22 protein-coding genes and 1 pseudogene are annotated in these 25,075 nt (G+C 72.8%); 12 read left to right on the forward strand and 11 right to left on the reverse strand.

What is annotated here, in order from left to right; translation table 11 throughout:
* Positions 1–87 precede the first annotated feature (87 nt).
* From ACWD4G_RS10280 to ACWD4G_RS10290, 3 genes are read left to right on the forward strand one after another with little or no spacing between them, the layout of a single operon-like run.
* Positions 88–876 carry a hypothetical protein gene (locus ACWD4G_RS10280; protein WP_451292165.1) on the forward strand — a complete coding sequence of 263 codons (789 nt, stop codon included), beginning with the start codon at positions 88–90 and terminating at the stop codon, positions 874–876.
* Positions 876–3,200, forward strand: coding sequence for a bifunctional serine/threonine-protein kinase/ABC transporter substrate-binding protein (locus ACWD4G_RS10285; RefSeq protein ID WP_451292167.1), 2,325 nt, complete (start codon positions 876–878; stop codon positions 3,198–3,200). The genes ACWD4G_RS10280 and ACWD4G_RS10285 overlap by 1 nt, the downstream gene beginning before the upstream one ends.
* Complete coding sequence (locus ACWD4G_RS10290) at positions 3,200–5,608, forward strand: bifunctional serine/threonine-protein kinase/ABC transporter substrate-binding protein (RefSeq protein ID WP_451292168.1); 2,409 nt, start codon at positions 3,200–3,202, stop codon at positions 5,606–5,608. Before ACWD4G_RS10285 ends, ACWD4G_RS10290 begins: the two co-directional genes overlap by 1 nt.
* 58 nt (positions 5,609–5,666) lie before the next feature.
* On the opposite strand, the pseudogene ACWD4G_RS10295 reads toward ACWD4G_RS10290, so the two are convergent.
* The 3 genes and pseudogenes from ACWD4G_RS10295 to ACWD4G_RS10305 form a co-directional block, all read right to left on the reverse strand.
* Positions 5,667–6,885, reverse strand: a pseudogene (locus ACWD4G_RS10295) (aminotransferase class I/II-fold pyridoxal phosphate-dependent enzyme); the annotation flags it as partial.
* Between the two features lie 17 nt (positions 6,886–6,902).
* The gene (locus ACWD4G_RS10300) at positions 6,903–7,943 is read right to left on the reverse strand and encodes an SDR family oxidoreductase (protein ID WP_451292170.1); all 1,041 of its coding nucleotides are present in this window, start codon (positions 7,941–7,943) and stop codon (positions 6,903–6,905) included.
* A gap of 35 nt (positions 7,944–7,978) precedes the next feature.
* Entirely contained in the window at positions 7,979–8,167 is a 189-nt protein-coding gene (locus ACWD4G_RS10305; protein WP_451292172.1) for a hypothetical protein, read from the reverse strand.
* 141 nt (positions 8,168–8,308) lie between these two features.
* Between ACWD4G_RS10305 and ACWD4G_RS10310 the strand changes: the two genes are divergently transcribed.
* The 4 genes from ACWD4G_RS10310 to ACWD4G_RS10325 all read left to right on the forward strand — a co-directional run bounded on the left by ACWD4G_RS10310 (position 8,309) and on the right by ACWD4G_RS10325 (position 12,149).
* Entirely contained in the window at positions 8,309–9,895 is a 1,587-nt protein-coding gene (locus ACWD4G_RS10310) for an FAD-dependent oxidoreductase (protein ID WP_451292174.1), read from the forward strand.
* A 159-nt stretch (positions 9,896–10,054) separates the two neighbouring features.
* Positions 10,055–10,735, forward strand: a complete 681-nt coding sequence (locus tag ACWD4G_RS10315; RefSeq protein WP_451292176.1) for a HemK2/MTQ2 family protein methyltransferase — start codon at positions 10,055–10,057, stop codon at positions 10,733–10,735.
* Positions 10,719–10,931: a CDGSH iron-sulfur domain-containing protein gene (locus ACWD4G_RS10320; RefSeq protein WP_451292178.1), complete on the forward strand. Its 213-nt coding sequence runs from the start codon at positions 10,719–10,721 to the stop codon at positions 10,929–10,931. The genes ACWD4G_RS10315 and ACWD4G_RS10320 overlap by 17 nt, the downstream gene beginning before the upstream one ends.
* A 6-nt stretch (positions 10,932–10,937) precedes the next feature.
* Positions 10,938–12,149: an iron-containing redox enzyme family protein gene (locus ACWD4G_RS10325; protein WP_451292180.1), complete on the forward strand. Its 1,212-nt coding sequence runs from the start codon at positions 10,938–10,940 to the stop codon at positions 12,147–12,149.
* Here the strand turns inward: ACWD4G_RS10325 and ACWD4G_RS10330 are convergent.
* From ACWD4G_RS10330 to ACWD4G_RS10340, 3 genes are all read right to left on the reverse strand, one after another.
* On the reverse strand, positions 12,106–12,969 hold the full coding sequence (locus ACWD4G_RS10330; RefSeq protein ID WP_451292182.1) for an Fpg/Nei family DNA glycosylase: 864 nt from the start codon (positions 12,967–12,969) through the stop codon (positions 12,106–12,108). The two genes, ACWD4G_RS10325 and ACWD4G_RS10330, sit on opposite strands and share 44 nt — an antisense overlap.
* Positions 12,970–13,028: 59 nt before the next feature.
* Positions 13,029–14,009: an alpha/beta hydrolase gene (locus ACWD4G_RS10335; RefSeq protein WP_451292184.1), complete on the reverse strand. Its 981-nt coding sequence runs from the start codon at positions 14,007–14,009 to the stop codon at positions 13,029–13,031.
* Positions 14,010–14,364: 355 nt separating this feature from the next.
* On the reverse strand, positions 14,365–15,393 hold the full coding sequence (locus ACWD4G_RS10340; protein WP_451292186.1) for an FkbM family methyltransferase: 1,029 nt from the start codon (positions 15,391–15,393) through the stop codon (positions 14,365–14,367).
* 170 nt (positions 15,394–15,563) lie between these two features.
* Here ACWD4G_RS10340 and ACWD4G_RS10345 point away from each other — a divergent pair, with 170 nt between their 5' ends.
* A complete protein-coding gene (locus tag ACWD4G_RS10345) occupies positions 15,564–16,598 on the forward strand; it encodes a LacI family DNA-binding transcriptional regulator (RefSeq protein ID WP_451292187.1) in 1,035 nt (344 codons plus the stop codon).
* A 174-nt stretch (positions 16,599–16,772) separates the two neighbouring features.
* Here ACWD4G_RS10345 and trxA read toward each other — a convergent pair whose 3' ends face one another.
* Positions 16,773–17,159 (reverse strand): thioredoxin, encoded by a 387-nt coding sequence (gene trxA, locus ACWD4G_RS10350; protein WP_451292189.1) that lies wholly within the window; start codon positions 17,157–17,159, stop codon positions 16,773–16,775.
* A gap of 128 nt (positions 17,160–17,287) precedes the next feature.
* Here trxA and ACWD4G_RS10355 point away from each other — a divergent pair, with 128 nt between their 5' ends.
* The gene (locus tag ACWD4G_RS10355) at positions 17,288–18,769 is read left to right on the forward strand and encodes a dihydrolipoyl dehydrogenase family protein (RefSeq protein WP_451292191.1); all 1,482 of its coding nucleotides are present in this window, start codon (positions 17,288–17,290) and stop codon (positions 18,767–18,769) included.
* A 6-nt stretch (positions 18,770–18,775) separates the two neighbouring features.
* On the opposite strand, the gene def is transcribed toward ACWD4G_RS10355, so the two are convergent.
* On the reverse strand, positions 18,776–19,432 hold the full coding sequence (gene def, locus ACWD4G_RS10360) for a peptide deformylase (RefSeq protein ID WP_451292193.1): 657 nt from the start codon (positions 19,430–19,432) through the stop codon (positions 18,776–18,778).
* Between the two features lie 232 nt (positions 19,433–19,664).
* On the opposite strand from def, the gene ACWD4G_RS10365 reads away from it, so the two are divergent.
* Positions 19,665–21,077, forward strand: a complete 1,413-nt coding sequence (locus ACWD4G_RS10365; RefSeq protein ID WP_451292311.1) for a PepSY-associated TM helix domain-containing protein — start codon at positions 19,665–19,667, stop codon at positions 21,075–21,077.
* Between the two features lie 34 nt (positions 21,078–21,111).
* Here ACWD4G_RS10365 and ACWD4G_RS10370 read toward each other — a convergent pair whose 3' ends face one another.
* Together ACWD4G_RS10370 and ACWD4G_RS10375 are read right to left on the reverse strand one after the other, a co-directional pair.
* Positions 21,112–21,459, reverse strand: a complete 348-nt coding sequence (locus ACWD4G_RS10370; protein WP_451292195.1) for a tetratricopeptide repeat protein — start codon at positions 21,457–21,459, stop codon at positions 21,112–21,114.
* A 98-nt stretch (positions 21,460–21,557) separates the two neighbouring features.
* Entirely contained in the window at positions 21,558–22,007 is a 450-nt protein-coding gene (locus ACWD4G_RS10375; RefSeq protein WP_451292197.1) for a MarR family transcriptional regulator, read from the reverse strand.
* Between the two features lie 165 nt (positions 22,008–22,172).
* Between ACWD4G_RS10375 and ACWD4G_RS10380 the strand changes: the two genes are divergently transcribed.
* Positions 22,173–23,141 (forward strand): pirin family protein, encoded by a 969-nt coding sequence (locus ACWD4G_RS10380; protein WP_451292199.1) that lies wholly within the window; start codon positions 22,173–22,175, stop codon positions 23,139–23,141.
* A 177-nt stretch (positions 23,142–23,318) separates the two neighbouring features.
* On the forward strand, positions 23,319–24,155 hold the full coding sequence (locus ACWD4G_RS10385; protein ID WP_451292201.1) for a DUF2182 domain-containing protein: 837 nt from the start codon (positions 23,319–23,321) through the stop codon (positions 24,153–24,155).
* Positions 24,156–24,228: 73 nt separating this feature from the next.
* Here ACWD4G_RS10385 and ACWD4G_RS10390 read toward each other — a convergent pair whose 3' ends face one another.
* Entirely contained in the window at positions 24,229–24,888 is a 660-nt protein-coding gene (locus ACWD4G_RS10390; protein ID WP_451292203.1) for a DUF1326 domain-containing protein, read from the reverse strand.
* Between the last annotated feature and the right edge of the window lie 187 nt (positions 24,889–25,075).

Raw genomic sequence — 25,075 nt, forward strand, 5'->3', positions numbered from 1 at the left:
GTCACGTACGGGGGTACGGCAGCGGAGGGGGCGGCGTTGGAAGACAAATCGACTGGTCCGAGAGGTGGTTGGCGGTTCAGGGCCGTCATGTCGGGGACCGCGGCGGCGGTGTTGTTGTGCGGTTGCAGTGCCGGGGCGGCGGAGGGGACGGACCGGCCCGGAGCCGAGGCTTCCGGGTCGCCGGCGCCCTCCGCTTCCGGTCAGGTGGCGCGGGAGGGTGCGCAGCCGTCGGCGACGCCGTTCGAGGCGGACCCCGGGCGCGTACCGAAGTCGGGGGAGCAGGCCGCCGCGCTCGCGGAGGCCGTCGTGATGCGGCCCCAGGACTGGGGGCCGGGGTTCCAGGCGCAGCCGCTGGCCCGTAGCGCGGAGGGCACCTTCGCCGTCCTGGACGAGGAGTGCCGGTGGCAGCGCCGGGCCCTGCCCGACGGTGTGCTCGCCTCGCTGTCCCTGTACAGCGAACTGCCCGGCACCGGAAAGCGCGGCACGGTCAAGGTGACGGCGGCGGTGACCGTGCACTCCACGGTGCTCGGCGCCGACGACCGGATGGCCGAGACGCTGGAGGACACCCTTCGCTGCCCCGAGCAGCAGGTACGCACCGACGAACGGATCACGGACCTCAACTCCATCGGCACGCCCCTCGGCCTGCGCGACAACACCTACTCCGACGACTCCGTCTTCGAGACGGGCTCCTATCTCACCGACGACGGGAAGGCCACCTACCGGTGGATGGTCACCCGGCTCGGCCAGGTGACGCTGGCCGTGTCGCTGAAGGGCGCCGAGGGCTACACCGACAGCGAGCTGCAGCAGTACGCGACACGCGGCACCACCACCATGCTCGACCGGGTGCGCTTCGAGCTGGGCGGGGGTGAGGGCTGATGCGGCGGCTGCGTTCCTCCGATCCGGCGCGGATCGCCGACCACCGGCTGCTCGGGCGGCTCGGCGCGGGTGGCATGGGGCTCGTGTATCTGGCGCGTACGCCCGGCGGTTCGCTGGTGGCGTTGAAGGTGCTGGCGGCCGAGTACGCCGAGGACCGGGGTTTCCGGGACCGGTTCCGCCGTGAGGTGGAGGTCGCCCGGCGGATCAGCAGCCCGTGGGCGGTGCCGCTGGTGGACGCCGACGCGGACGCGGAGTCGCCCTGGCTGGCGACCGCGTACGTGCCCGGCCCGTCGCTGGCCGAGGCGGTGGCCGCGCATGGGCCGCTCGGCGAACGGGGGTTGCGGGTCCTCGGCGGCCGGCTGGCCCAGGCGCTCGGCGAGGTCCACCGGGCCGGGCTGGTCCACCGGGACCTCAAGCCCGGCAACGTCCTCCTCGCCGCCGACGGGCCGAGGCTCATCGACTTCGGTATCACCCGGGCCCCCGAGGACACCGCGCTCACCGCGACGGGCCTCGTGGTCGGCACGCCCGGCTATCTCGCCCCGGAACAGGCCGACGGCCGCGACGCCCGCACCATCGGCCCGGCGAGCGACATCTTCTCCCTCGGCTGCGTCCTCGCCTACGCGGCGACCGGCCGCCCGCCCTTCGGCGAGGGCCCCCTCGACGCCCTCCTCTTCCGCGCGGTCCACGACCCCGCCGACCTCGACGACGCCCCGGCCCCGCTGACGGACCTGCTGTCCCGCTGCCTGGAGAAGGACCCGACACGGCGGCCTGGGACCGGGGAGGTCGTACGGGAGCTGCTGCCGGAGGAGTCGGGGGACGACGCCCCGGCGGTCGCGCCCGGCGGTGCCCCCGAGCCCTGGCTGCCCGAGGACGTCGTAAGGCTGATCGCCCGGCGTTCGAGCGAGGCGCTGGCGCTGCCGGACATCGAGCACACCGAGATCTCGGCGGACGGCTCGTCCGTGGGCGCCGAGCCGGACGGCTCCGCGGACGGAACCGGTGCGCGTGGCTCCGGCTCCTCCGAGGCCGGACCTCACGTCCGCGAACCCGACGCGGCGGTCCCGGTGTCCGGCGCCGACGACGCCCTCCCGACAGCCACGGCCACGGACAGCGACAAGCCCGTGCGGCGTCGGGCCCTTCTCCTCGCCGGTGCGGGTGCGCTGCTCGTCGGCGGTGGTGGGGCGGTCTGGTGGGCCGTGGGTCGGGGCGACGGCACGGGTGGCGGGAAGCCGTCCGTCGCCGCGTCCTCCGGGCGGCCCACCCACACCATCGCCCTGCACGGCGATCTGTCCGGTACCGCACGCGTGACCGGGCGGGCGCAGGAGCGTGGGCTTCGGCTGGCGGTCGCGGAGTTCAACGAGCGGAAGGACGCCCCCTTCCAGGTGAGGGTGCGTGCCGTGGACGACGGTGGCGATCCGGCCGAGGCGGCGCGGCTCGCCAAGGAACTCGCCGAGGACAAGTCGGTGCTCGCGGTGGTCGGCCCGACCACGGACGCGAGCGCCCAGACGGCACTGGCCGCCTACGACGCCGCTCTCCTCCCCGTGGTGTCCGTGTCCACCGGAGGCATCAACCTCTCGGTGCAGGGCTTCCGTTCGTTCCTGAACGCCCGGCTGTCCGACACGATCCTCGCCATCTACCTCGACGCGGTCGTACGCGGTGGCCGCCCGAGCAGGGTCGGCCTGGTCGTCGACCGGGCGTCCGACACCTACGGCTCGGAGATCGGCACCACGCTCAGCAGACAGCTGCACACGGCGGCGCAGCCGTACGTACCCCGCGTGGTCAGCGCCATGCGGTCCGGTTTCGACGACGCGGTGGACGATCTGCTGGCCGCCGGGACGGACGCGTTCGCCTTCGCCGGGCTGCACGACCGGGGTGTGTCGTTCGCCCGCGCCCTGAGCGAGCGCGGTTTCTCCGGCGCCCGTGCCTCCGGTCCGGCGCTGCTCGACGAGCGTTTCCTGACGGAGGCGAAGGAGGCCGCCGAGGGGTGGTCGATCGTCGCGCCGGTCGTCGACGCGACCCGGGTGGACGGCGCGCGGGCGTTCGTGGACGCCTACCGCGAGCGGTGGAAGGAGGCGCCGCCGCGGTACGCGGCGGAGGCGTACGACATGACCGGCATGGTGCTGACGACGCTGGCCGGTCTGTCGGCGAGGAGCCGCACCCGTGAGGAGTTGCTCGCCGCCCTGTTCGCCGCGAAGTACCAGGGTGTCACCAGGAGTTACGGGTTCCAGAAGACCGGTCTGCCGGTCATCGACGGCACCGGCGGCCACCTCTGGCGGGTCGAGAACGGCACCTTCGTCTACGACGGCCCCGCGCCGCTACAGGCCTGATGGAACCGCTGCGCGCCGCCGACCCGTCGCGGCTGGGCGGCTACCGTCTGCTGCGGCGGCTCGGCGCGGGCGGCATGGGCGTGGTCTTCCTGGCCCGCGCGCCCGGCGGGGCGTTCGCGGCGGTCAAGGTCGTACGGGCCTCCCATGCCGACGACCGGGGGTTCCGGGCCCGGTTCCGGCGGGAGATCGAGGTGGCCCGGCGGGTCGGCAGCCCCTGGGTGGTGCCGTTGCTGGACGCGGACGCCGACGCGGAGGAACCGTGGCTGGCGACCGCGTTCGTCCCCGGCCCCTCCCTTGCGGAGGTACTGCAGGCCCATGGGCCGCTGTCCCCCGCGTCGGTGTCGGTGCTGGGGCTGCGGCTCGCCGAGGCGCTGGACGCGGTCCACCGGGCGGGGCTGGTCCACCGCGACGTGAAGCCCGGCAACGTACTCCTCGCCCCCGACGGACCGCGCCTGATCGACTTCGGTATCGCCCGCGCCCCGGAGGGTACGGCGCTGACGTCCACCGGCGTCGTCGTGGGCTCGCCCGGCTTCCTCTCCCCCGAGCAGGCGCGGGCACGCGGCGGGGAGATCGGCCCGCCCAGCGATGTCTTCTCGCTGGGCTGCGTCCTCGCCTACGCGGCGACCGGCGTACGGCCGTTCGGCGGGGGCGCGGTCGCCGGGATGCTGCTGCGCACGGTGTACGACGAGCCGGAACTGCCCGGCATCCCGGACGCCCTGGAGCCCGTCGTACGGGCCTGCCTGGACAAGGAGCCGACGCGCAGGCCGACCGCCGTGGAGGTCCATGCGGCGCTGGACGCGGCGGCCGGCCGGCCCGACGACCGGGAGCGCTGGCTGCCGGAACCGGTGACCCGCCTGATCGCGGACCGCTCGGCGGCGGTGCTGGCGCTGGGCGCGATAGAGCCGACCCGGGCGTCGGCGCCGGACGGCCCGCCGCCGTCCCAAGGCCCGCCGCCATCGCAGGGGGTGCCGCCATCGCAGGGCGAACAGAACCCGGAAAGGGGGCTGTCCCGGGTCAGCGGGGCGCCGGCGGGTGCCGCGCCGGCCTCGGATGCTGTGGTGCCGTCGGATGGCGAGCCGTCGCCGACCGGGAGGCCATCCCGGGCCGACGGGGCGCCGTCGGATGCCGTGCCGGCGCCGGACGCGGTGACGGTGACCTCGCTTCAGGGGGCGCGGCCCGAGGTGCGTTCCCCGACTCGCCGTGGGTTTCTGGCGCTCGGCTCGGCGGGGGTCGGGGTGCTGGCGGTGGGTGGCGGGGCGTGGTGGTGGAGCGGGCGGGGTGGTTCCCAGGGAGCGGGTGGCGGGTCCTCCTCCGCGCCGCCGCGCACCGAACTCCTCGTGGCCTTCCAGGGCGACCTCTCGGGTGCCACCGCCGAGACCGGCAAGGCACAGCTCGACGGGGCCCGGCTGGCCGTCGCCGAGATCAACGCGGACGGCGACCGGCCGATACGTATCGGACTGCGCGCGTACGACGACGGGGGCGAGCCCGGCCGGACGCTGGACCGGGCGGCGCGGTTGGCGGAGGACAAACAGGTCCTCGCGGTGCTGGGCCCGACCACGGACGACTGTTTCCTCGCCTCCGAGGCCACGTACACCAAGGCGGTGCTGCCCGTCCTCACGGTGTCGGTGGGGGTGTCCCCGGAGGTCAGGGACGCCGGTCTGACCACCGTCCGCCCGCACGCGCAACTGTCGCCCACCGACCGGTTGCTCGCCGCGCCGTGCAACGCGTTTCTCTCGGGTTCGGTCGACGCCCGCAGGGTGTTCCTGGTCGAGGACCGGGCCGAGGGCGACTTCGCGTGGACCCTGTGCGACGACATGCGGCGCGCGCTGGGGCGCGACGGGAGGGAGACGACCGTGACGACCGTTCCCGCCGGGAGGCTGGACGCCGCCGGGCTCGCCGGGGAGGTCGTCGCGGCGGGCGCGGACGCGGTCGTGTTCAGCGGGGGCGCACAGCGGGCGGGCGCCCTGTCGTCCGCGCTGCGCGAGGCGGGGTTCGAGGGAGCCCGGGTGGCCACCCAACGGGCCTTCGGCGCGGGCTTCTTGAAGGCGGCGGGCGACTCCGCCGACGGCTGGGTCTTCGCCACCGCCTTCGTCGACCCGACGGCCACCCCGGCCGCCCGCGCCTTCACCGCCGCGTACCGCGCCCGCTACGGCGAACCGCCGGGCCGGTACGCGGCGGAGGCGTACGACGCGGTGATGTTCCTGGCCCGGGTGTGCGCGGGCGAGGGCGCCCCGCTGACGGAACGCGGCGCGATCGCCCGCCGGATGCGGGAGGTCCGTCACCAGGGCGTCAGCCGGACCATCGCCTTCACGACCGACAAGGGCTACAACAGCGACGCCCTGTTCCTGTTCCGCGTCGCCGACGGGACGTTCGACTTCCTCGGCCAGTACCAGCGGGCGAAGCTGTGACCCCCGGCCCTGGGCGGCCTCGACGAGGGCACGGTGCGGTCCTCCGCCGACTTCACTCCTCGCCGGGGAGGATCGCGGGGATGCCCCGGGGACAGGGAGTGATCATTTCGCCGGCGATACGGCCCTCGGCCCGCTGGACGGGCACGTCGGTGTGGTGGCCGAAGTAGGCGTCGCGCGGGAGGAGGACCTGTTCCATGCGGAGGGCCCCGGGATCGGGGGCGTCGGCGCGTGGGGCGTCGCGCAGTTCGTCGGCGTGGTCGGCCAGATCGCGCAGGGCGGTGAGGAGTTGGCCGGTGGTGTGGTCGTCGGCGGCGTGGGTGAGCTGGGCGCTGAGGCGGCGGTGGTCGAAGAGGTGCATGTCGACGCGGTGGTGCTCGCGCAGCCAGTCGGCGGCCCGGTAGCCGGTGGTGCCCAGGCCGCCGATGTCCATCACGACCGGCAGGGGGTCGAAGTCGGCGGCGAGGCCGGGGCCGCAGAAGTCGTCGGCGTCGTCGACATGGATGCCGTCGATAGCCTCGATGGCCGCGCGGGTGCGGTCGGCCAGGTTCAGGGCGTGGTCGATGAGGTCGTGGCCGTGCTGGACCATCTGCCGCCGCCAGGCGTCGATGCCGGCGTACAGCAGGACGTTGGGGCTGGTGGTGCCCAGCAGGTCGGCGCGGGAGGCGAGTTCGGCGGGGTCGACCAGGTCGCCCCGGAGATGGAAGACGGAGCCCTGTTCCAGGCCGCTGCCCATCTTGTGGATGCTGGTCACACAGATGTCGGCGCCCGCGTCCATGGCCCAGGACGGCAGCCGGTCGTGGAAGGGCAGGTGCGCGCCCCAGGCCTCGTCGACGATCAGCGGTTTGTCCCGGCGGCGGCAGACCTCGCCGATGCCGTGCAGATCGGCGGCCGAACCGTAGGGGGTGGGGCTGGTGACGAGGGCACCGTCGGCGTCGGGGTGCTCGGTGAACATCTTGTCGTACGCCGCCGACGACGGAGGGTGGGCGAGATGGCGTTCGGCGTCCCACTCGGGCTCGACCCACAGGGGGCGGACCCCGGAGAGGATGAGCCCGGCGACGACGGACTTGTGGGCGTCCCGCCCGACGAGGATGCTCTGGCCGGGGCAGGTCACCGTGAGCATGGCGGCCTTCACGGACAGGGAGCTGCCGCAGGTGGAGGGGGTCCGCACCGCGTGCCTGTTTGTGGCCGGGTGGTGTGAAGCCGAGTTCGCCGAGTTCGTGGTAGCGGGCGAGGGCGTCCAGGACGGGTGCCTCGTCGTGGTTCAGGTTCGGGGTCATGGTCGTCGTGGTGTCCCTCAGCCGACCTTGCGCCCCCGCAGGGGTTCCGTGGCGGCGCCGGCGCCCTCGCGCAGCCCGTCCAGGAACTCCCGCAGTACCGCCGTCGTGGTGTGTTCCGGTTCCCAGCCCAGTTCCGTACGGGCGCGGGAGCAGTCCATCAGGGGCAGTCGGAGGACCGCGTCGAAGAGGTGGGGCGAGGCGGGCAGGAGGTGGAGTCCCCAAGCGGCGGCGATCGCGGATCGAGCCGCCGTCCGGGGAAGTCGTACCGGGCGCAGGCCCAGCATCCCGCCGAGCAGGTCGGTGTCGACCGGGGGTTCGGCGGCGAGGTTGAAGGCGCCCCGGGCGTCGTGGGAGCGCAGGGCCAGGTGGTAGGCCCTGGCGGCGTCGTCGCTGTGGAGCGCCTGCACGGTGAGACCGGGTACGTCCGGGAGGAACGGCATCAGCTCGGGGCGGGCCAGGGGGCCGGGCAGGAAGCGTCCGCCGAAGATACGGCGCTGCTCGCTCGCCGACTCCCGTTTGAAGAGGAAGGCGGGGCGCATCCGCACCACCCGGATCTCGGGGTGATCGCGTTCGAAGACGTCCAGCGCCCGCTCCAGATAGGCCTTCTCACGGCAGTAGGCGGCGTCGGGCCAGCCGTGGGTCGGCCAGGACTCGTCCACCGGGCGGTCCTTCGGGCCCGGGGAGTACGCGCCGACCGACGAGGCGTACACCAGCGTGGTCACGCCCGCCCTGGCGACCGCCTCGAAGACGCGCATACTGCCGAGGACGTTGGTCCGCCAGGTCTTCGCCGGGTCGTGCGTCGGCTGGAACGCCCACGCCAGATGGACCACGGCGCCCGCTCCCCGGAACACCTCGGCGAGGTCCGTCCGCTCGGACGCCACATCGAGGGTCCGCCACTCGGTCCCGGTGGGCTCCCGGCCGGGTGCGCGCCGGGCGACGCCCCGCACCCACTCGACCCGCGGGTCCTCGGCCAGCAGCCGTACCAGGCTGGTCCCGACGTTGCCGGTCGCCCCGGTGACGACGACCCCGGTGCCCGACACATCCTTCTCCCTGCTCATGCTCGGCTCCTCTCCGGGCCCGCCCCGGACTCGGTTCACGGGTGTTCGGGTCGCTGGTCCGGAGGCACCCCGCCGCCTTCGCCGCCGCCCTTGTCGCCCTTGTCGGTGCCATGGGCGTGTCCGGCCCTCAGCCGGTCCTGTCCTGCCTTGTGCTCACCGCTGTGCTGCGGTGTGGCACCGCCCTTGTGGCCGCGCCGCTGCTCGGGTTGCTGTGGGTGGGACATCCGTGGGCACCCCTGGTCGTCTCGGCGTTCACCGACCCCGTGGCCGGTCCTGGTCCCGTGCCGGGTCCCCGCGCACGGGCGGGGCAAAACAACGGAGGGCCGCCCTGTTCCGGTTGCCCCGACAACGGGCACTCGGGCGCCATGAACGCACACACCGGCATCCAGGGCTCCTACTGGCTCGACACCGCGCCGCCCGGCGACCCCGCTCCCCCGCCGGCCGGGGACCTCTCGGTCGATGTCGCGGTGGTGGGCGGCGGTGTCGCGGGGCTCAGTACGGCCTGGGAGCTGGTCCGGCGGGGGCGGGAGGTCGCCGTGCTGGAGGCCGACCGGATCGCGGCCGGGGTCACCGGGCACACCACGGCCAAGCTGAGCGCCCTGCACACCCTGGTCTACGACCGTCTGCGGCGCACGCGCGGCCGCGAGGGCGCCCGGCTGTACGCCCGCTCGCAGTCCGCCGCGATCGGCCGTGCCGCCGAGATCGTCGCCGAACTCGGCATCGACTGCGACTGGGAGGAGGCGGCGGCCTGTACGTACACCGAGCAGCCGTGGCGGGTCGCCCGGCTGCGGGCGGAGGCGGAGGCGGCGCGGGAGGCGGGGCTGCCGGCCGAGTTCACGACGGAGACGGAGCTGCCGTTCCCGGTCGTCGGGGCGGTCCGGGTGAGCGGGCAGGCCCAGTTCCACCCGCGCCGGTATCTGCTCGCCCTCGCCGACGACCTCCGGCGGCGCGGCGGCGCGGTGTACGAGGGCACACGGGTCGTCGGGCTCAAGGAGCACCGGGGGGACGGCCGGGAGGACGGCCGGGAGGACGGCCGGGGTGAGGGCCACGGCTCGGGTGCGCCGTGTGTGCTGACGACCGACGCGGGTGTGTCGGTGCGTGCCGAGGACGTCGTCGTCGCGACCCACTACCCGGTCTTCGACCGCGCCCTGCTCTTCACCCGGCTCTCGCCGCGCCGCGAGCTGGTCGTGGCCGGGCTCCTCGACGAGGACCGGGCCCCGCGCGACATGTACATCACGCCGGAGCAGAACACACGGTCCGTGCGCAGTGCCCCGTACGGGGACGGCAAGCGGCTGCTGATCGTCACCGGGGAGCACTTCGCGCCCGGTACCGCCGATGTCGAGAAGCGGTTCGCCCGGCTGACCGACTGGGCCGACGGCCGCTTCCGGGGGCTGACGTTCACCCACCGATGGGCCACCCAGGACAACGACTCCACCGACTCCGTGCCCCTCGTCGGACCGTTCCACCCGGGCGCCAGGCACACGTATGTGGCGACCGGGTTCGGCGGGTGGGGGCTGAGCGGCGGCATCATGGCGGGCCGGTTGCTGACCGGTCTGATCGAGGGCGAGGACGTCGAGTGGGCCGGTCTGTACGATCCGCGCCGCATGGCGTCGGTGGTCCGTGAGGGGGCGTCGTTCGTGAAGCACCAGGCCCATGTGGCCCGGCACTTCGTCGGCGACCGGCTGACTTCCGCCTCCGGGGCCACGCCCGAGGACCTCGCCCCGGGCGACGGTGCCGTGCTGCGGGTCGGCGGGCGGCGGTGCGCGGTCCACCGCGACGAGGGCGGACAGCTCCACTCGGTCTCGGCCCACTGCACCCATCTCGGCTGCGTCGTGGCCTTCAACCAGGCCGAACGGACCTGGGAATGCCCCTGTCACGGCTCCCGCTTCACCCCGAACGGCGAGGTCGTCCAGGGGCCGGCCGTACGACCGCTGGAGCGGCGCGACCTCTGATCGCCGAGGCTCTTCACGCACCGCCGCCATGGCCGCGATCCCGGTCGCGTTCCGCCGCCGTCGTTACGTCCGCGTCCCAGGGGTACCCGTGTGGCACCGCCGGAGCGTGTCCGGCGCGCAACCGGTCACCTTCCGTCGATCGCTCACGGAGCACTGCTGATGACCACCGACTCCCACGCCGTCGCGCCCTGCGCCCGCTACTGGGTTCCCCGGGGTGTGTACCGGCCGCAGGCCGACACCCGGCTGCTGGGGCGTGCCATGCGCCGTGAGGGGATCGCCGGTGGGGCGGACGTGCTGGATCTGGGCACCGGCAGCGGTGTGCTGGCGGTGGAGGCGGCCCGGATGGGCGGTCGGGTCACCGCCGTGGACATCTCCTGGCGGGCTGTGGCCGCCGCCCGGTTCAACGCGCTGCTCAACGGCCAGAGCGTACGCGTACGCCATGGCGACCTGGCCTCGGCCGTGCTGCCCGGCCGCCGCTTCGACCTCGTCGTCGCCAACCCGCCGTACGTCCCCGCGCCGGGCGCCGTCCCGCCCCGGGGCACCGCGCGGGCCTGGGACGCGGGGTGGAACGGCCGGCTGCTGATCGACCGGGTCTGCGACATGGCCCCGCTGATCCTGCGGTCGGCGGGCGCGCTGCTGCTCGTGCACTCGCATCTGTGCGGCGTCGACGACACACTGGCCCGGCTCACCGGGGCCGGGCTGCGCGCCGAGGTGGTCGACCGGGTCCGGCTGCCCTTCGGCCGTGTACTGCGCTCCCGGCTGGGCCTGCTGCGCGAACGGGGGCTGGCGACGGACGGTACGACGGAGGAGCTGGTGGTGATCCGTGCCGAACCCTCCTGAGCGGCCGCGCCGCATCCGGATACAGCGCGACGGCCCCCTGCTGGTGGAGGGGCCGGTGGAAGTGGTGGGCGAGGACGGCGAGCTGACCGTCTCGACGCGCTTCACCGTCGCGGTCTGCACCTGCCGCCGCACCCGCACTCCTCCCTGGTGCGACACCAGCCACCGCCGCCGCGAGCGGCGCGAACCGCGAGAGTGATGCCGTATGACAACCGTCCCCACACCGCCGGGCATCCCTACGCCCTCCGGCGCCCCCGCGCCGCCCAGCGCCCCGATACCGTCCGGCACCCCCGCGCCATCAGGCGCCCTCATACCGTCCGGCGCCCCCACGCCGTCCGGCTGCGCGGAGACCTCGCGTGCCCGGCCCGCCGTGCCCCTGCGTCCGCCCCCGCTCCCCCAGCCGCGCGGTCCGATCTCGGCCGCCGTGCTGTCCGCGTTGCGCGGACCGGACCCCTGTCGGCTGCCCGCCCCCGGGTACGGTTCCGCGTACGGCGAGGATCTGCATCTGGCGCTGTATGTCCTGTACGAGCTGTACTACCAGGGCTTCGCGGGGGTGCCCGAGCACTTCGAGTGGGACCTCGGGCTGCTGGCCTGTCGTGGCGCGCTGGAGGAACACTTCCTCGGGGCGCTGCGCACCGATGTACGGGTCGGCCCCGCCGAGACGGCCGAGCGGGCGCTGGAGGAACTTCAGCGTGAACCCGCGGGCGGCGACGGGACCGGTGTCTCCCACTTCCTCCGTGACGAGGGCACCCTGAGGCATCTGCGCGAGTACGCGGCGCTGCGCTCGCTGTACCACCTCAAGGAGGCCGATCCGCACGCCTGGGTGATCCCCCGGCTGCGTGGGCGGGCCAAGGCGGCGATGGTCGCCGTGGAGTTCGACGAGTTCGGCGGGGGCCGGGCGGACGAGATCCACGCCGAGCTGTTCGCCGGTCTGATGGCGGACCTGGGACTGAACACCTCCTACGGGCACTATGTCGACGCCGCGCCGGGCGAGGCGCTGGCCACCGTCAATCTGATGTCGCTGTTCGGGCTGCACCGGGAGCTGCGCGGGGCGCTCGTCGGGCACTTCGCCGCCGTGGAGGTGACCTCGCCCCCGGCCTCGCGCCGACTGGCCGAGGCGCTGCGCCGCGTGGGGGCGGGGCCCGCTGCCGTCCGGTTCTACATGGAGCATGTCGAGGCGGACGCGGTGCACGAGCAGGTCGTACGGCACGACGTCGTGGGAGGGCTGCTGGAGAGCGAGCCTCGGCTGGACGCCGATGTGGTGTTCGGCATCCGGGCGACCTCGTATCTGGAGAACCGGCTGACGGTCCGTCTGCTGGGCGCCTGGCGCAACGGGACGACGGCCCTGCGGACGCCGGCACCCGCCCACGCCGTCATGCCTGGCAGTCGGGGCACCACACCGTGTGGCGGCCGGTGATCCGGCCCGACGACAGCGGGTGGCCGCAGCGGGGGCAGTGCGGGTCGGGGTCGTCGCGGTGGCCGGTGAGCCAGGTGCGACGCGGGGGTACGCGGGTGGCGCGGACGGAGGTGTCCAGGACGCCCTTCATGGCCGTGTGGAGGCGGCGGACCGCCTTGTCGTCGAGGTCGCGCGCGGGGGTGCGCGGGAGGATGCGGGCCCGCCACAGGATCTCGTCGCAGAGGAGGTTGCCCAGTCCCGCGAGCACCGACTGGTCCATCAGCGCCGCCTTGACGGCACCCCTGCGGCCGGAGAGCAGCTCACGGAACTCGTCGCGTCCGACGGTCAGGGCGTCGGGGCCGAGCTTCGCCTCGATCCGGTCGACCGCCGGCCCGTCGGCCAGCCGTACGCCCTGCAGCTTGCGCTGGTCGCGGTAGCGCAGGCTGCGGGTCCCCCGGGTGCCGTCGAGGGTGAGCAGGACGCGGTCGTGGGCCTCGACGGGGTCGTCCGGGGAGCAGCAGAACAGGGAGCCGGTCATACCGAAGTGGCAGACGAGGGTCTGCTCGCCGTCGGTCGGCACGAACAGCCACTTGCCGTGCCGCCACGCCGTGCCGAAGCGTCTGCCGCGCAGGTCCTGCCGCAGCCTTCGCGCGGTGACGCCCCGCAGCTCGGGTGGGGAGGTGGTGGGGCGGCTGCGGGTTGGTGGGGGCTGGTCGCGCAGTTCCCCGCGCCCCTTGTTTTCGGGCCTCAGGCCCTCAAAGGCGGCCCTTCGGGCCGTGAAAAAGCGGGGCGCAGCCCCCGCTTTTTCAGGGGCGCGGGGAACTGCGCGAACGACCCCCACCCACCCGCAGCCGCCACGCAACCGCCTCCACCCGAGCTACTGGGCGCCCCCGCCGCTCACTACTCCGCAAGCACCCGGCGGAGCCACCGCACATGCGCCCCCCGCGCATCCTGCGACAACCTCGCCTGAGGCGCGAGCCCGTCGAAACCATGGAAACCTCCCGGCCAGACATGCAACTCCGCCGACCCCCCGGCCTGCCACAACCGCGACGCATACGCCACCACCTCGTCCCGAAACGTCTCGGCGGACCCCACATCCAGAAACGCCGGCGGCAGATCGGAGAGATCCGCGGCCCGGGCGGGAGCCGCGTACGCGGAGACATCCGGCCCACCCCGCCCCTCACCGAGCAGCGCGGTCCACCCGACCTCGTTGGCCTGGCGATCCCAGATACCGAGGCCCGCCATCTGAAGGGCCGAGGGCGTGTCGTTGCGGTCGTCGAGCATCGGGCACTGCAGCATCTGCCCGACCGGCCGAGGCCCCTTCCGGTCCCGCGCCAACAGCGCCAGCGCGGCGGCCAGCCCCCCACCCGCACTGGCCCCCGCGATCACGATCCGCTCCGCGTCGCCCCCGATCTCCTCCGCGTGCTCCGCCGTCCACAGCAGCCCGGCGTAGACGTCCTCCACGGGCGCCGGATGCGGATGCTCGGGCGCGAGCCGGTACTCCACGGACACGACCACCGCGCCCACCTCCCGCGCCCAGGCCTGGGCCGAGTCGACGCCGACCCGGTTGGTGCCGATGACCATGCCGCCGCCGTGGACGTAGTAGATCACCGGCAGCGGGCCCGGCCTCGGGGGAGCGGTCGGGCGACAGATGAGCAGCGAGATCTCCGGAGCCCCCTCCGGCCCCGGCACCCACCGGTCCTCGACCTCGAAGGCCCCGCCCATCGTCAGGTCCGGCTGCGCGAGGAGTTCGGCGTCCGAGCCCTCACGCATGGCCGGGATGATGTCCAGGGTCAGCTCCTCCGGAAGCCGGTCCCGAACGATCCGCAGCACTGCCGCGAGTTCCGGATCGAACGGCGGTGGGGGCGGGGTCGGGCTCATGGCTTCTCCTCCTGCATGCGGGTGCCGTACGGACGGCCGTGAAACGCGGTGCGTACGGTGATCCTGGGCGCGTCCCGGGGCATACGAGGGCCGTCGTACGGCGGCGGTTACCCGCCATCCGGCGGGTGGTGCTGATCCCGGGAGGTGCCGGTCCCGGCGGCCCCGGTGTTCTCGCCCCCGCCGCCCCTACCCGTCCCTTCCCCAGGGGCTGTGCCCTTGGGCCCCCTTGGGCGCCTGATGGCTCGGGGGGTGGGGATCGTTGGCGGGTGCGGGATCGTTGTGGCTTGTCGCGCGGTTCCCCGCGCCCCTTGCCGATCCCCGGGCGGGTGGTGCCGACCCCGGCGGGGCGCCCCGCTCAATCCCGTCCCCGTACCGCCTCCCCCCGCATCATCACGCAGTCGAACTCCACGACACACCCCGTCCTCGGCTCACGGGTGACGGGGTACATCCCGGTGATCCGGAAGCCGCTCGACTCGTACACCCTGAGTGATTCGTTCATCGTGGGGCTGCCCTCGTAGAGCCGGAGCGCGGCCACCTCCGACTGCATGCCCACGAAGTCGTCGACGCGTCGGCCGGCGCCGGCGAAGACCTCCAGGTCATAGCCCTGGGTGTCCATCTTGAGATAGGGGCGGGGGTCGGTGATGCCGTCGAGGGCCTTGTCGAGGAGGCCGTCGAGGCGGCGGACGTCGATGTGTTCGGTGCGGGTGCGGGCGAAGCGCTTGTAGCGTTCGCGGCCGTAATCGGTGGGCGGGAGAAGGGAGTTCATGGAATTCCAGCCCGTGTGGATCTCCGCCACGGTGTCCTCGCGGCCCAGCCCCAGGTGGTGCACGTGCCAGTCCGGGTCCTTCTCGGCCGTACGCCGGAGCCGGGCGAAGGCGTCGGCCGTGGGCTCGAAGGACACGATGCGGCCGCGATAGCCATGACTGCGCAATCGTCTGCCGTATTGACCCGCGTTCGCACCCACATCGAACACACAGTTCACGCCATACGTTTCGAGCATCGCGGCGACGTGCTGGGCGCACAGAAACTCGGCTGCGGCGAGCTGCGTTCGGCGTTCGTCGGCCCTCGCATGCCCGTCCACCAGCAGATATGCCCCGCTGTCGCCCAATCGGACCGCTTTGCAGTCGTCGGAGGGCCGTTCCGGGCGGGAAGTGGCCTTCGCGGGCCGCTGGGAGGGTTTTCCGTGGATCAGCCACATATCTTGGGCGGGTCGGGAGACGGTGTACCGGTTCTTCTTTCCGACCACCAGGTCGGCGCCCGCTTCCAGCGGAATCGCGGTGCGCGCACCGCGTCGGGAGACCACGGCGGTGCCCGGGCCGAGGTCGGTGGTCTGCAGGCCCAGACGGGGCAGGAACCCGAGGAGCCTTCGGTAGAGGGTTGCCATCAACCCACCTTCGCAGAAATGGCGCGAAATGGTTGTAGCCACGAACGGGTTTCGAACGCATTCGCCAAACTGCCCAGCCACAAAGATCGATGGCCCGGACCCGAGCCATCGGCGGCCGGAAGTGCCCCGGCCGGAACGCCCCTCACCGCTTCTGCAAGGATGCCCACCTCATGGTGCAGATACCGAAAGAGCCCGCTCCGCCCGCTCCCCTGCAACGATCCGTACCCACAAGCGCCGATGTGGCCCGCCTGGCGGGTGTCTCGCGCGCGACCGTCAGCTACGTCCTGAACAACACCAGCGCCGTCCGTATCAGCGAGCCCACGCGCCGTCGGGTCCACGAGGCCGCGAAGGAACTCGGATACGTGCCGCACGCGGCGGCCCGCAGCCTGCGCGCCGGACACAGCCGCATGGTGGTCATGCCCACCCCGAATGTGCCCGCCGGCCCGCTCTACAGCCAGTTCTTCAGCGACCTCCAGTGGGCCCTCAGCCGCCTCGACTACACCGTCGTGCAGTACGGCGGCATCGGTCTGCGCGGCGACGAGGCCGCCCGTGCCTGGGCCGAGCTGCGCCCCGTCGCGGTGATCGTGCCCGGCGAGGGGCTCGGCCCGCAGGGCGTGGCCATCCTCAAGCGCTCGGGCGCCCGCGCGGTCGTCACCCTCAGCCCCGAACCCGTCGAGGGCGCCCATGTCCTCGTCCTCGACCACGGCTATGTCGGCCACAGCGCCGGCCGGCACCTGGTCGAGCGCGGCCATCGCCGTATCGGCGTCGTGGTGCCCCAGGAACCCGGCCACGGGGTCTTCTCCCGGCCCCGGCTCGCGGGCGTACGGCGCGCGGTGCAGGGCACCGAGGCGACCGTCACCGAACTGCCGCTGTCCTACGACGAGGAGGCCGCGGCGGACCTCGCCAAGCGCTGGAGATCCCTCGAACTGGACGCGGTGTTCGGGTACAACGACGACTACGCGAGTCTTCTGATGCGGGCCCTGCAGGACAAGGACATCGCCATCCCCGAGGAGACGGCCGTCGTCGGCGCCGACGACCTCATGCTCGGCAGGCTGCTGCGGCCCCGCCTCAGCACCGTCCACATCGAACTGCCCGCCGGACGCGACCTCGCCGAACTGGTCGACCGCGCCGTACGGGACTCCAGCACACTGCCCACGACCCACGAGATCCTCGGCACGCGGATCGTCCAGCGCGAATCCAGCTGAGGGCCCGCGAACGACCCGCATTACCTGCACGACCCGCATGACGTGTACGACGTCAGTGCGTGCGTTCGTCCGAGCGCACGACGGGGGATCGGCACAACTTATCGACCGCCACTCGGAGTTGTGTCCGAAGCGAGTTGTGTCCGAGGCGAGTTGTGCCGAAGTGGGTCCGCCCGGTCAGGCGCCGTTCTGTCCGGCCTGCGCCTGCTGCTCGGCGACGGCCTTGCGGACCTCGTCCATGTCCAGCTTGCGGGCCTGTCCGATGACATCGGTCAGCGCGGCCTCGGGCAGCGCGCCCGGCTGTGCGAACACGGCCACCTGGTCACGGACGATCATCAGCGTCGGGATCGACTGGATGCCGAACGCGGCGGCCAGCTCCGGCTGCGCCTCGGTGTCCACCTTGCCGAACAGCAGGTCCGGGTTGTCCTCGGCGGCCTTCTCGTAGACCGGCGCGAACTGACGGCACGGACCGCACCAGGACGCCCAGAAGTCGATCAGGACGAAGCCGTTCTCGGTGACCGTCTGGTCGAAGTTCTCCTTGGTGAGCTCCACGGTGCTGCTCATGGCGTGCATCCCTCTTCCTGGTCTCGGTGCTCGGGGGCGAGCCGTCGTCGACAACGCCGCCCACCGGCGGCGTATTCCGCGCGCGTACCCGTGTGGCCACGGCGCACACCACCAACCAGACTGACCCCATGACGGATACGGAAGTTGCCGAGAACGCCGGGACCGCCGAGAACGCCGAGGCAGCCGCGGTGCGCGAGTACGACGTCGTGGTGCTCGGGGCCGGACCCGTGGGGGAGAACGTCGCCGACCGTACCCGCGCCGCGGGCCTCGCCACCGCGGTCGTGGAGAGCGAACTGGTCGGCGGGGAGTGCTCGTACTGGGCGTGCATGCCCAGCAAGGCCCTGCTGCGGCCGGTGATCGCCCGCGCCGACGCCCGTCGCGTCCCCGGGCTGCGCCATCTGGTGGGCGGTGACCTGGACGCCGCCGAGGTGCTCGCCCACCGGGACTACGAGACCGCCCACTGGAAGGACGACGGCCAGGCCTCCTGGCTGGAGAGCATCGGCGCCGACCTGTACCGGGGGCGGGGACGGCTCGCCGGGGCCCGCCGGGTCGAGGTCGAGGCCCCCGACGGCGAACGCCGGGTGCTCACCGCCCGGCACGCGGTGGTCGTCTCCACCGGCAGCCGCGCCCACCTGCCCGACCTGCCGGGCCTCGCCCAGGTCAAGCCCTGGACCAGCCGCGAGGCCACCAGCGCCCAGGAGGTGCCGGGGCGGCTGATCGTCGTCGGCGGCGGTGTCGTCGCCGTGGAGATGGCCACCGCCTGGCGGGCCCTCGGCTCCGAGGTGACCGTTCTCGTCCGGGGCAAGGGTCTGCTGCCGCGCATGGAGCCCTTCGCCGGGGAACTCGTCGCCGAGGCGCTGGTGGAGGCGGGTGCGGACGTCCGCACCGGGACCTCGGTGACGGCGGTGTCCCGCGAGAGCGGCGACGGGCCCGTGGCCGTCCTCACCGACAGCGGGGACCGGCTGGAGGCCGACGAGATCCTCTTCGCCACCGGGCGCGCCCCGCGCACCGACGACCTCGGCCTCGACACCGTCGGCCTGGAGCCCGGGTCCTGGCTGCCCGTCGACGACAGCCTCCGGGTGACCGGCAGCGACTGGCTCTACGCCGTCGGTGACGTCAACCATCGGGCGCTCCTCACCCACCAGGGCAAGTACCAGGCCCGGATCGCCGGGGCCGCGATCGCCGCCCGCGCGGCCGGGGTGCCCCTGCTGGAGAGCGACCCGTGGGGCGCCCACGCCGCCACCGCCGACCACGTCGCCGTTCCGCAGGTCGTCTTCACCGACCCCGAGGCCGCCGCCGTCGGGCTCTCCCTCGCCGAGGCGGAGGAGGCAGGCCACCATGTCCGCGCCGTGGACGTCGAGTTCGCCTCCGTGGCCGGGGCGGGCCTGTACGCCGACGGCTACAAGGGCCGCGCCCGTATGGTCGTCGACCTCGACCACGAGATCGTGCGAGGTGTCACCTTCGTCGGCCCCGCCGTCGGGGAACTCATCCACTCGGCCACCGTCGCCGTGGCGGGCGAGGTCCCGCTCGACCGCCTCTGGCACGCCGTCCCGTCCTACCCGACCATCAGCGAGGTGTGGCTGCGGCTGCTGGAGGCGTACCGGGGCTGAGCCAGATCACTCGGGCAGCAGGAACCCCAGCTCCCGGGCGGCACGCGACGGGGTCGGGTCGTTCCAGTGGTCGGCCATGGACTGGTTGGAGGACAGGGAACGCAGTTCGGCGCGGTCGATGTAGAGGGTGCCGTTCAGATGGTCCGTCTCGTGCTGGACGATCCGGGCGGGCCAGCCGGAGAACTCCTCGTCCACCGGCTGCCCGTGCTCGTCCAGCGCCCGCAGCCTGACCTTGGCGTGCCGGGCCACCACGGCCTGCCAGCCCGGCACGCTGAGACAGCCCTCGAAGAACGCGTCACGGTACGGCCCCACCGCCTCGTACGACGGATTGACCAGCACCCGGAACGGCTGCGGAACCCGTCCCCGGGCGAGCCGCACCTCCTCCGGGACCGGCGCCGGGTCCTCGATCACCGCGATCCGCAGGGACACCCCGACCTGCGGCGCGGCGAGGCCCACACCGGGAGCGGCGTGCATGGTGGCGCGCATGGCCGCGACGAAGCGGGCCAGGAGCGCGGGGTCCAGCTGGCCGTCGAAGGGTTCGGCGGTGCGACGCAGCACCGGGTCGCCCGCCGCCACGATCGGCAGCGGACCCTCATGGGCGAGCAACTCCTCGACCCGGTCGCTCAAGGGGCGGGACTCGGCGCGATCACGTTCGGAAGCCATCGCGCCAGGATGCCAAGCGGGCTGTCGCGAAGCGAGTCGGCTCAGCGGCGGGCGTGAGCGGGCGGGTTGAGCGGGTGGGGTGAGGGGGGTGGGGCGAGGGGGTGGCCTGAGCGGGGAGGGCCGCCCCAACCCGGCCTGTGACCCACATCACATGAATCGCCGGGAACTCGACGCCTCCACGCCCCGACTACTGAACCGCCACGACGTCCCCGCACCCCGGAGCATCCCGCCGATGACCATCGCCCCCTCGACCGAGACGGACCAGCCCCAGAAACCCGTCGCGCCCGCCGTCGGAACGACGAAGGGCTGGTCTTCCTCGCTCAAGCCCCTCGTCCTGCGGCTGCACTTCTACGCGGGTGTGCTCGTGGCGCCCTTCCTGCTGGTCGCGGCCTTGACGGGCGGGCTGTACGCCGCCTCCTTCCAGATCGAGAAGTTCGTGTACGCCGACGAGATGACCGTCTCGAAGGTGGGCGACGAGAAGCTGCCGATCTCCGAACAGGTCGCCGCCGCCCGTGAGGCGCACCCCGAGGGCACCGTCTCGGCGATACGCCCCTCACCCGAGGACGACGCCACGACCCGGGTACTGCTGACGGGGGTCGAGGGCGTCGACGAGACCAACACCCTCGCGGTGTTCGTCGACCCGTACACGGCCGAGGTGCGCGGCGCGCTGGAGCAGTACGGCTCGACCGGCGCGCTGCCGGTGCGGACCTGGATCGACAAGTTCCACGCCAACCTCCAGCTCGGCGAGACCGGGCGCCTCTACAGCGAACTCGCCGCCAGCTGGCTGTGGGTCATCTCGGCCGGCGGTCTCGTGCTCTGGTTCACCCGCCGCCGCGCCCTGCGCAAGGTGCGCGGCACCACCGGCCGCCGCCGCACCCTGGGGCTGCACGGCACGGTCGGCGTGTGGGCCGCCGCCGGGTTCTTCTTCCTCTCGGCGACGGGCCTGACCTGGTCCACGTACACCGGCGCCCACATCGAGGTACTGCGCACCGAGCTGCACCAGGCGACGCCCGCGATCTCGGCCACGGCGGGCGGCCACGGCGACCACGCCTCCGGCGCGACGGACGGCGCGGCCGCCGCCGACGGCGACCTGGACAAGATCCTGGCCGCCGCACGCGCCGAGGGCCTGGGCGACCCCGTGGAGATCGTGCCGCCGGCGGACGCGTCCTCCGCGTACGTGGTACGGCAGGTCCAGCGCAGCTGGCCCACCAAGCAGGACGCGGTGGCCGTGGACCCGGCGACCACCGAGGTCACCGACACGCTCCGCTTCGCCGACTTCCCGATCCTGGCCAAGCTCAGCCGCTGGGGCATCGACGCCCACACCGGCGTCCTCTTCGGTATCGTCAACCAGATCCTGCTGATGGCCCTCGCCGGTTCGCTGATCGTGCTGATCCTCTGGGGCTACCGCATGTGGTGGCTGCGCGGCAAGGGCTCGTCCTTCGGCCGCCCGATCCCGCGCGGCGCCTGGCAGCACGTACCGCCGTACATCCTGGTCCCGGCCCTCGCCCTGATCGCCGTCCTCGGTTACTTCGTCCCGCTCCTCGGCATCCCGCTCGCCGCGTTCATCGCGATCGACGTCGTCCTCGGCGAGATCGCGCACCGACGCGGCAAGCGGGCGTACGGCAGCCGGGCGGAGGCGAAGTAGACCGTGCGGGTGCCGCTCGGCTGCTCACACCGGCTCACACCTGTGTGAAGTCGCCCGCCAGCGCCGAGGCGATCCGCAGATGGGGCTCCGCCTCCTCGTGCCGGGCCTGCCGCTGGAGGGTCCGGCCCAGCAGCAGCCGGGCGTACTGCTCCACCGGGTCGCGCTCGACGAGGAGGCGCAACTCGGCTTCCGCACGCCGGAGTTGGGCCGAGTGGTAGTAGGCGCGGGCCAGCAGCAGCCGGGGCCCGGTCTGCTCCGGCACCTCCTCGACCAGCGCGCCGAGAACGCGCGCTGCGGCGGCGTAGTCCTTGGCGTCGAAGAACATCCGCGCGCGTTCCCAGCGCTCGGCGGGTGTTCCGTGGTCGTAGTACGTCGTCTCCATCGTTGACCTCCTTCGACGCCCCACAACCACCCCTGGCGGTTGAATATTCCACTACCTGGGGCGCCGGGCGCTCCGCCGGAACAACCGCTCTCGCAGGGCTACTTCAGGGTGGCCAGCTCCTCGTTCGCCCGCTCGGTGACCAGGGCCAGCACCCGGCCCGCGACGGCCAGGTCCTCCTCGGGGATGCCGGCGTAGATCCGGGCGGAGATCGGGGCGGTCTCGGCGGAGGACCCGGCGTGCGCCGCCCGCCCGGCGTCCGTGATCTCCAGCAGGGACGGCCGCGCCGGGTCCGTCTTCAGTAGCCCGGCGGAGAGCAACTCCTCGACGACGGCCCGCGCTTCGGCCTCGTCGATCTTCAGGGCGCCGGTGACCTGCTCCAGGACCTGGTCGAGGGGGACGGGCCCGTCGGCGATCGCGACGGGCCGCAAGGTCACCGACTGCTGGAACGTGAGGCCGTGGCCGCTGAGCACATGCTCCAGGATCGCGCGACCGGCGTAGTGGGCGAGGGCGATGACGCGGCCGTTGACGGTGGGTGTTGTGGTGGTCATGACCACTCCGTTTCCTGTTCCTCGTTCTTCCTGTTCGTGCTCGTGCTCGTGCTTCACGGGCGTTCGAAAGCCGAGCCGACGCAAATACCGTACATGGCGACTATATCCATGGCTACTGTTTTTTGGGACTGACGGACGCTGGCGGGCGGGGCTAGGTTGGGATGCATGAGCAATCTTGATCGCGAGGCGGTGCCCACGGTGTGTGGCGGCCGGGGGTTCGTGGTGGCCGAGCCGGTTCGTGAACTCCTCAGCCCGCGCAGGGTGAAGCTCGGTGAGTCGACCGAGGTCCGCCGGCTGCTGCCCAATCTGGGCCGCCGCATGGTGGGAGCGTGGGCCTTCGTCGATCAGTACGGGCCGGACGACATCGCCGACGAGCCCGGAATGCAGGTGCCGCCGCATCCGCACATGGGGTTGCAGACCGTCAGTTGGCTGCACGAGGGCGAGGTGCTGCACCGCGACTCCACGGGCAGCCTCCAGACGATCCGGCCGCGCGAGCTGGGCCTGATGACGTCCGGCCGGGCGATCTCGCACTCGGAGGAGAGCCCCAAGTCGCACGCTCGTTTCCTGCATGGCGCCCAGCTGTGGGTGGCGCTGCCGGACGGCCACCGCCACACGGACCCCAAGTTCGAGCACCACGCCGAACTGCCGGTCGTCACCGCGCCCGGACTGCGGGCCACGCTCATCCTCGGCGACCTCGACGGGGCGACCTCGCCCGGCACCACGTTCACGCCGATCGTCGGCGCCGACCTCGCGCTGAGCCGGGGCGCCGACGTACGCCTCCCGGTCGAGCCCGACTTCGAGTACGCCGTCCTCGCCATGTCCGGCGAGACCCATGTCGACGGCGTCCCCGTCCTCCCCGGCTCCATGCTCTACCTCGGCTGCGGCCGCTCCGAACTCCCCCTCCGCGCCGAGTCGGACGCCGCCGCCGTCATGCTCCTCGGCGGCGAGCCGTTCGAGGAGGAGCTGATCATGTTCTGGAACTGGATCGGCAGGACACAGGAGGAGATCGTCCAGGCGCGTGAGGACTGGATGACGGGGAGTCGGTTCGGTGAGGTGAAGGGGTACGACGGCGATCCGCTGCCCGCGCCGGAGCTTCCCCCCGTGCCGCTGAAGCCACGGGGGAGGGTTCGCTGACCGGCAGGGATGGTCGAGTGCCGGTGGCTGACGCGTGATGTGCTGGAGCCGCTGCGCGGTCGGCTGGTCAGGGCGTGGGGCCGATGCCGGCCAGGGCGCCGCGCCGTCACGCTCGGGAGAGGTCGCGCCCCACGCGTGCGAGTGGTCTGCTGGACGTATCCGCAGGAGGCCACGCCGATGCGCTTCACCCCGACCGCCGTCCTTCCCCCTGCGCGGTCGCCCTCGCCGACCGGAGCAGGCGGCGGGCTGTTGCCGAAACGGGATCTCGCGGCCGCCTGGTTCCTCGTCGCTCTGATCGCGGTGCCGGCGTGGGCCCTCACCATCGGCCAGGCCCGGGACATGGGCGTCGAGCCCGGCACCATGGGTAAGGCACTGCCCCTGTTCCTGCTGCTGTGGGTGACGATGATGGCCGCCATGATGCTGCCGTCGATGGCTCCGGTGGCGATCACATGGGTACGGGGGATCGGCCGGAAGTCCTCCGGCTGGGACCGGGGCGCGCGCACCGTCGAGTTCGTGGGCGGCTACCTGATGGTGTGGACCGCGTTCGGGGCGCTCGCCTACGCGGCCCTGGCCCTGACCGGGGATCTGGTGGCCGACCACCCGACCGCCGGGCGCTGGATCGGCTTCACGTCGTTCCTGCTTGCGGGCCTGTATCAGCTCGGCCCGCTGAAGTACGTGTGCCTGCGCAATTGCCGCGACCCCATGAGCCACCTGGTGCGCTACGCGGGGTGGCGGAAACCCGCCCGTGACCTCCGGGTGGGCGTCCACCACGGTGCCTACTGCGTCGGCTGCTGTGCCGGGCTGATGGTCGTCCTGGTCCCACTCGGTGTGATGAACGTGGCGGCGATGGCCGGCCTGGCCGTGGTGATCTTCGTGGAGAAGCTGTGGTCGCGAGGGCCGCTGATCGGCTGCGTCATGGGCGTCGCGTTCCTGGTCCTGGCGGTACTCGCACCGTTCCAGGACTGGCTGCTGCCGGGACTGCGGGGTTCGATGCCCTCGATGGACGGCATGTGACTCCACCTGGACCTGGCCCTGGACGCATCGTCCGCCAGGTCGCGGCCGGCACTCTCCATCGGTAGATGTGTGGTCAGGTCGGGCCCGTCCAGTCGAACGGGAAGTGTTTGCTCGACTTGCCCGAACGATCCCAGGTGAAGCCGAAGGCGTCGGCCCGGTCGGTGGTGGCGCGGCCCCAGGTGGCGACCTGGCCCGGGCCCACTTCGGCGCCGGGGGCGTTGTGGACCTGGACCCGTGCGCCCGCCGGTGTGGTCGGGCCGGTCAGCGCTTCGGCGGCTGCCGTCACCTTTCCGGGAATGTCCGCGCGCCAGGCCGCCAGGTCCTCGTCGACCTCGATGCGGATGGGGGCGAAGTCCATGCCCCTCATCTCGGGGCCGAACATCTCGCCGAACTCCGCGGGCCATCCGCCCGCCTCACCGCCGAAGATCGCCTGAAGGGCGGCACGCTGCTGGTCGTCGGCGCGTTCGTCGAAGAAGACCGCGGCGTAGGCGTCCGTGTGCCGGCGAGCCCAGGGGTTGCCCACGAAGGAACCCAGCATGAGTACGTTGAGCCCGTCGAGCCGTACGTCGCCGAAGTTGCCGTCCCTGATGTGCCAGGCGAGCACACCCTCGCAGTCGCCGTAGGTCGGGGCCTGCGCGAACGTACACGGGCACGGGATGGCGCACTTGCATACATCGAACCAGTCGCCTGCCAGATGCCAAGGTGGGGGACTGGTGGTGGGTTGCTCCGACATCTCGCCTCCTTCTGACAGGTTCGCGGGATATCGCTCCCTTTGTTCAAGCTTGCGCCTCGCCCGTCCTGTGGGCTAGGTGGTGCGATGGGACCCCGCTATTTGTCTGGCAATCTGCCAGGAATTCTGTCGCATCTGTTGACCGGCTCGCGCGCAGCTCATACTTTCCCCGTTATTGCCTGACAATCTG

Source organism: Streptomyces sp. NPDC002643 (assembly GCF_053592555.1).

Excerpts from the sequence above, each read along its gene's own strand:
- ACWD4G_RS10280 (WP_451292165.1), top strand. The coding sequence starts at position 88 with ATGTCGGGGACCGCGGCGGCGGTGTTGTTGTGCGGTTGCAGTGCCGGG.
- ACWD4G_RS10285 (WP_451292167.1), top strand. The coding sequence starts at position 876 with ATGCGGCGGCTGCGTTCCTCCGATCCGGCGCGGATCGCCGACCACCGG.
- ACWD4G_RS10290 (WP_451292168.1), top strand. The coding sequence starts at position 3,200 with ATGGAACCGCTGCGCGCCGCCGACCCGTCGCGGCTGGGCGGCTACCGT.
- ACWD4G_RS10300 (WP_451292170.1), bottom strand. The coding sequence starts at position 7,943 with ATGAGCAGGGAGAAGGATGTGTCGGGCACCGGGGTCGTCGTCACCGGG.
- ACWD4G_RS10305 (WP_451292172.1), bottom strand. The coding sequence starts at position 8,167 with ATGTCCCACCCACAGCAACCCGAGCAGCGGCGCGGCCACAAGGGCGGT.
- ACWD4G_RS10310 (WP_451292174.1), top strand. The coding sequence starts at position 8,309 with ATGAACGCACACACCGGCATCCAGGGCTCCTACTGGCTCGACACCGCG.
- ACWD4G_RS10315 (WP_451292176.1), top strand. The coding sequence starts at position 10,055 with ATGACCACCGACTCCCACGCCGTCGCGCCCTGCGCCCGCTACTGGGTT.
- ACWD4G_RS10325 (WP_451292180.1), top strand. The coding sequence starts at position 10,938 with ATGACAACCGTCCCCACACCGCCGGGCATCCCTACGCCCTCCGGCGCC.
- ACWD4G_RS10335 (WP_451292184.1), bottom strand. The coding sequence starts at position 14,009 with ATGAGCCCGACCCCGCCCCCACCGCCGTTCGATCCGGAACTCGCGGCA.
- ACWD4G_RS10340 (WP_451292186.1), bottom strand. The coding sequence starts at position 15,393 with ATGGCAACCCTCTACCGAAGGCTCCTCGGGTTCCTGCCCCGTCTGGGC.
- ACWD4G_RS10345 (WP_451292187.1), top strand. The coding sequence starts at position 15,564 with ATGGTGCAGATACCGAAAGAGCCCGCTCCGCCCGCTCCCCTGCAACGA.
- trxA (WP_451292189.1), bottom strand. The coding sequence starts at position 17,159 with ATGAGCAGCACCGTGGAGCTCACCAAGGAGAACTTCGACCAGACGGTC.
- ACWD4G_RS10355 (WP_451292191.1), top strand. The coding sequence starts at position 17,288 with ATGACGGATACGGAAGTTGCCGAGAACGCCGGGACCGCCGAGAACGCC.
- def (WP_451292193.1), bottom strand. The coding sequence starts at position 19,432 with ATGGCTTCCGAACGTGATCGCGCCGAGTCCCGCCCCTTGAGCGACCGG.
- ACWD4G_RS10365 (WP_451292311.1), top strand. The coding sequence starts at position 19,665 with ATGACCATCGCCCCCTCGACCGAGACGGACCAGCCCCAGAAACCCGTC.
- ACWD4G_RS10370 (WP_451292195.1), bottom strand. The coding sequence starts at position 21,459 with ATGGAGACGACGTACTACGACCACGGAACACCCGCCGAGCGCTGGGAA.
- ACWD4G_RS10375 (WP_451292197.1), bottom strand. The coding sequence starts at position 22,007 with ATGACCACCACAACACCCACCGTCAACGGCCGCGTCATCGCCCTCGCC.
- ACWD4G_RS10380 (WP_451292199.1), top strand. The coding sequence starts at position 22,173 with ATGAGCAATCTTGATCGCGAGGCGGTGCCCACGGTGTGTGGCGGCCGG.
- ACWD4G_RS10385 (WP_451292201.1), top strand. The coding sequence starts at position 23,319 with ATGCGCTTCACCCCGACCGCCGTCCTTCCCCCTGCGCGGTCGCCCTCG.
- ACWD4G_RS10390 (WP_451292203.1), bottom strand. The coding sequence starts at position 24,888 with ATGTCGGAGCAACCCACCACCAGTCCCCCACCTTGGCATCTGGCAGGC.